Raw genomic sequence first — 5,431 nt, 5'->3', positions numbered from 1 at the left:
TTATCGCCTCGACTCGGTTTTCGTCTTGCTCAGGTCAACGGAGGAGGAGTAGTTGGTCGTCCAGCTGGTGCGGGGCTGCGTGCCCGGCTCCAGCGCGGCCGCGTGGTCGTCGGACCACAGGCCCAGGTCGGCGTGGGTGATGCGGCCCTCCTCCGTCACGGCCGTCGCCTCGATGATCAGGAGGCCGGCGCCGGACAGCGCGAGATGGCCGAGGTGGATCATGTGCCAGTCGGTCGGGAAGCCGCGGTCGGCGGAGTATTGGCACATCGGCGCGATGGCGATGCGGTTGCCCAGCGCGAGCGGGCCGAGCGTGATCGGAGAAAACAGCTTGCTCATGGAAAGAGCCCCTTCCGGAAGCGTGAGTAAAGGGATAGTCTCAGCGCGCATGGTCAAAACGCGCTTTTCGAGAACGGGGGGCACGTGCGTTGGACGCGTGGGCGGAGGCCGCCCCCCTACCCGTAACGCCAACGCAGGGTGGGCACCCCGCGCCGACGCGCTCAACCGGCGGTGCCGGGCAACGATCAATCCGTGCGGACCACCATGATGCCGGCCCGGAGCCCGACCCGCACATCCGGGTTCGGGAACACGACACATTCCTCGTCGTGCTGAACGGTATAAACGGTATCGCCATCCCGTGCGATCACGTCGCCCTTCTTGAGCGGCGTGAAGTTCTCGGTGTCGCGCCCGAAGCTCATCGTAAACGCATCGGACAGCTTGGTGATCGACTGCGCGGTGTCGAACACGATGGGCGCCTGCCCCTCGCCCGCGGTCGAACCGCGCAGCAGGCCATGCAGCGCGTCCGCCATCGATGCGAATTGCGCCAGGTCGTTCTGTCCCAGCGTGCCGATGCGCCCCAGCTCCACCGGTGGTGCCCGCAGTGCCGTGCCGCTCGGCCGTCCAGTAACTGTACGTGCCGGCGGAGGCCGGGTTCATGATGACGGCTTCGATGCCGCCGACACCCAGCCACGCGATCAGCGCGCGGCGCGCTTCGGTCGCGATCAGTTCCGGCACGATCGCGAAACGGGGATAGCGCGACCCGCGAATGGCCGTGTGCAGGTCGAGGTCCAGCGGTGCGGGCCGCTGCCCTCGAAGAACTCGGCGGTCGCCGCGATCAGCGTGTCGGCCCGGCCAGCCTCGAAGGTGCCGGCCAGGTCGCCGCGCTGGTCGCGGAACATGCGGTTCAGGTCCGCATCGATGAAACGCTTGCCGGCCGCGATGGCGTCGATGTTCCCGACGCACAGCATCAGGTCCACCGCGAGTTCATGCGGCGCGCGCGACAGCGCCTCGATCGCGTAGGCCACCATCTCGATCGGCCCCGTCTCGTCGCCGTGCACGCCCACCGACAGCAGCACGGCGGGACGCTCCGGCATTGGTGCGGCCGCCTTCACGGTCAGCACGCCCTTCGCAGGCTGGCCGACCGTGAAGCCGGCGCCTGCGAAACGGCCCGCCACCTCGCCGAAGTCGGCCTGGGCCAGCGCCCGGATCGCCTTCGGCAAAACGTCGAACGAAGCGGCCGCCATCGCGTTACGCCAGCGTCGCGACGGTGAGGGCCGCGGTGCCCGCTGCGATGCGGTCCGGGCTCGAACCTTCCGACAGCGACCACACGGCCAGCATCGCCTGTTCCAGGTCGGTCGGCTGGACGTAGCCGCCGGACAGGCCCATCGCCGCCGTCAGCTCGCGCACCGCGGCCTGCATGTCGCCGGTGGCGCGGCTCGCTTCCAGCACTTCCAGCAGCAGGCGTTGCTGCGTGCGGCGCAGGGCCTGCAGCGCGTAGTTGCGCAGCTGTTCCTGCGACTTGCTGATGGCCGGCAGCTTGAGACCGCGCTCCAGCGTGTCGATGCCGGCCTGCTCGCGCAGCAGCATGCCGACGCGCAGGAACTCGGCCAGCGACATGCCCTGCGGACGCTGCACCGACACGGCCGCGAACAGGAACGCGGCCAGCGATTCGACCGTATCGACGGCCTTCCACGCCTGCACGAACGACGACGACAGGCCGGCCTGCGCATCGGCATCCGACTTCGCCGGCATCAGCTGGCGCAGTTGCTCCGGCTGGGCGAACAGGTTCGACAGCTCTTCCATGCCGCCGGCACCGGCTTGTTCCGCCGGCAGCGACAGCACGCCTTCGATCACGGTGCGCAGCATCACGCGGGTGCGCGCGTCGACCGTCTGCGACACGTCGCGCGGCACGACCAGCGCGTCATGGTCCAGCGCCTCGAACACGGGCGCCAGGTGCAGCGCGGCCCAGGCCTGGCCCCACGCTTTCACGACCTCGGCGTCGTCGATGCGGTGCTCGAGCGCCAGGTCGCGCAGCATCAGCGGGCCGCAGCGGTTGACGGATTCGTTGGCCAGCACGGTCGCGAGGATCGCATTGGCCAGCGGGTGCGCCAGCGGATCGCGCGTCGCCACCAGCTGCGCCGGGAAGTACGGGCGCAGGATGGTCTCGGCCCACGGCAGGCCGGTGAGCGGCAGCGCGGCCAGCAGGCGCTTGAAGCGGTTCTTGACGTTGGCGACGACGACGGCCAGTTCCGGCGTCGTGAGACCCAGGCCGAGGGCCTTGCGGCGCTGCAGTTCCGTCTCGCTCGGCAGCTGTTCCAGCTCGCGCGACACGGCGCCGTCAAGCTCAAGGCTCGCGATCAGGGCGGCATAGCCGTCGACGACCGCGCTGTTGCTCTGCGCCTGCGCCTCGCGCACCAGCAGGTGCGTCTGCAGCGTGTTGTCGCGCAGGACCAGCTTCTCGATATCGCCCGTCATTTCGGTCAGCAGGCGGTTGCGCTCGCCCTCTTCCAGCTGGCCCGCGTTGACTTCGGTGTCGAGCCAGATCTTGACGTTGACTTCGTGGTCGGAGCAATCCACGCCGGCCGAGTTGTCGATCGCATCGGTGAAGATGCGGCCGCCGGCCAGCGCGAATTCGATGCGGCCGGCCTGGGTCGCGCCCAGGTTGCCGCCTTCCGCCACGACTTTTACGCGCAGCTCGTTGCCGTTGACGCGGATGTTGTCGTTGGCGCGGTCCTTCACCTGCGCGTGGGTCTCGTTCGACGCCTTGATGTAGGTGCCGATGCCGCCGTTGTAGAACAGGTCGACCGGTGCCAGCAGGATGCGGTGCATCAGTTCTTCCGGCGTGAGCGACGTCTCGGCGATGTCGAGCGCTTCACGCACCTGCGGCGACAGCTCGATGTGGCCGGTGCGCGGGAACACGCCGCCGCCTTCCGAGATCAGGTCCTTGTCGGAGTCTTCCAGGAACTACGTGGCAGCGCGAACATGCGCTTGCGCTCGTTGAACGAGACGACGACGTCCGGATTCGGGTCGAGGAAGATGTGGCGGTGGTCGAACGCGGCCAGCACCTTCAGCTGGCGCGACAGCAGCACGCCGTTGCCGAACACGTCGCCCGACATGTCGCCCACGCCGACCATCGTCACCGGGGTCGTGTTCATGTCGTGGCCCATCTCGTAGAAGTGGCGTTTCACCGCTTCGAACGCGCCCTTCGCCGTGATGCCCATCTTCTTGTGGTCGTAGCCGTTCGAACCGCCCGACGCGAACGCGTCGCCGAGCCAGAAACCGCGCGAGACGGCGATGCTGTTGGCGATGTCGGAGAACGTCGCGGTGCCCTTGTCGGCGGCCACCACGAGGTACGGGTCGTCCTGGTCGTAGCGCACGGTGTCGCCAGGGCGCGCTGATCTCGCCGCGCACGCGGTTGTCCGTCATTTCCAGCAGGCTCGCGATGAACAGGCGGTAGACGGCTTCGCCTTCGGCCGCGACGACGTCACGTGCGGCATCCTTCGGCATCCGCGGCTTGAAGGTTAATCTTCTACTACCGATCCGAAGCAGCAGCACCGGTGCTGCTGCTTCGGATCGGTAGTAGAAGATTAACCTTAGGTGCTGCTGCTTCGGATCGGTAGTAGAAGATTAACCTTAGGTGCTGCTGCTTCGGATCGGTAGTAGAAGATTAACCTTAGGTGCTGCTGCTTCGGATCGGTAGTAGAAGATTAACCTTAGGTGCTGCTGCTTCGGATCGGTAGTAGAAGATTAACCTTAGGTGCTGCTGCTTCGGATCGGTAGTAGAAGATTAACCTTAGGTGCTGCTGCTTCGGATCGGTAGTAGAAGATTAACCTTAGGTGCTGCTAGCTTCGGATCGGTAGTAGAAGATTAACCTTAGGTGCTGTTCTGATTCAAAGGTTCAGGTAGTCTAACCTTAGGTGCTGTTCTGATTCAAAGGTTCGGTTGTTTTAACCTTAGGTGCTGTTCTGATTCAAAGGTTAGAATGTTTTAACCTTAGGTGCTGTTCTGATTCAAAGGTTCGGTTGTTTTAACCTTAGGTGCTGTTCTGATTCAAAGGTTCGGTTGTTTTAACCTTAAGGTTAAAACAACCGAACCTTTGAATCAGAACAGCACCGGTGCTGTTCTGATTCAAAGGTTCGGTTGTTTTAACCTTAAGGTTAAAACGGAGGAGTTAGTTGGATGATCCAGCACCTGCGCTCGGCCACCGGCGCGCGTCCGGCAGGTAGCCGCCCGTGCGAGCACGCCGAGGTCGATGTTCGCTGGTCCAGATCCGAGGGCGGTCCCAGCGCGTTGCCCCGGCCGATGCCCACGTACGGCGTGCGGCCCCGCGTGTAGTCGATGCACGAACTCCGCCTTGTCCGGCGGCGCGACGTCGTCCAGTTGGCCACGTACGGCCGTCCCGACGTGCAGCCTTGCCGGCGGCGATCGGCCTCGCCTTCCGCGTCGCCCTTGTAGCCATCGGCGCGGAGTGACGGCCGCGCAGCGTCAGCGTGGCAGCTGCCGCCTTCGCTCAGGTACCAGTCGAACGGGCATATCGAACGTCAGCAGCGTTGCCCTTGAGGTCGTAGTCGACGAGGTCCCACGCCGCGCGTGAAGTTGTCGGCGGAGACGGTTGCACGTCGACGGCGTTCAGACGGCGTCCAGTCGGCACGACGCCGTCGGCACCACTGGCGCCGGCTCCACGCCGTGCCGACGGAGACCTGTCGGACGGCCGGACGACGTCAATGAACGCCGCGACGTCCCGTCACCCGAACCTACGTCGATGCGACCACAAGAACGCGCTGACCATTGCCCGGATGGCCGAGCAAGCCGGCATCGCCGACGCCGACGCTGCACGGCCGCACCCGCGCCGATGGCTACAAGGGCGACGCGGAATACGACACCATCGCCGCCGTCAAGGCTGCCGTCGGCATTCCCGTCGTGGCCAACGGCGACATCACGACGCCGGACAAGGCGAAGTCGCGCATCGACTACCGGGGGCCGACGCCGTCATGATCGGCCGCGCCGCCCAGGGACGCCCCTGGATCTGCCGCGACATCGACCTCCGCGCACCGGGGCTATCCGACGGCGCTCTGGCGGCACAGGTGCTGGATCATCCAACTAACTCCTCCGTTTTAACCTTAGCAATACGCAACTGAACCGAGTAGGCCACAA

The 5,431-nt window shown here is 65.6% G+C and carries 3 protein-coding genes and 3 pseudogenes; 1 reads left to right on the top strand and 5 read right to left on the bottom strand.

Annotated features, from left to right (window positions below; all coding sequences use genetic code 11):
* Positions 1-84 precede the first annotated feature (84 nt).
* The 5 genes and pseudogenes from ACWNCF_RS02785 to ACWNCF_RS02765 form a co-directional block, all read right to left on the bottom strand.
* Positions 85-336: pseudogene (locus tag ACWNCF_RS02785) on the bottom strand (oxidoreductase); the annotation flags it as partial.
* A gap of 185 nt (positions 337-521) precedes the next feature.
* Complete coding sequence (locus tag ACWNCF_RS02780) at positions 522-863, bottom strand: succinylglutamate desuccinylase/aspartoacylase domain-containing protein (protein WP_449405933.1); 342 nt, start codon at positions 861-863, stop codon at positions 522-524.
* A gap of 135 nt (positions 864-998) precedes the next feature.
* Complete coding sequence (locus ACWNCF_RS02775) at positions 999-1,520, bottom strand: hypothetical protein (RefSeq protein WP_449405932.1); 522 nt, start codon at positions 1,518-1,520, stop codon at positions 999-1,001.
* 4 nt (positions 1,521-1,524) lie between these two features.
* Positions 1,525-3,786: pseudogene (locus ACWNCF_RS02770) on the bottom strand (NAD-glutamate dehydrogenase domain-containing protein); the annotation flags it as partial.
* A gap of 619 nt (positions 3,787-4,405) precedes the next feature.
* Complete coding sequence (locus ACWNCF_RS02765) at positions 4,406-4,621, bottom strand: hypothetical protein (RefSeq protein WP_449405931.1); 216 nt, start codon at positions 4,619-4,621, stop codon at positions 4,406-4,408.
* Positions 4,622-5,043: 422 nt separating this feature from the next.
* On the opposite strand from ACWNCF_RS02765, the pseudogene ACWNCF_RS02760 reads away from it, so the two are divergent.
* A pseudogene (locus tag ACWNCF_RS02760) lies at positions 5,044-5,319 on the top strand (tRNA-dihydrouridine synthase); the annotation flags it as partial.
* Positions 5,320-5,431: the final 112 nt, after the last annotated feature.

It is taken from the genome of Massilia phosphatilytica (assembly GCF_977014125.1).
Note: the sequence above shows the minus strand (reverse complement) of the source record. Positions and strands in the feature narration are given on the sequence as shown.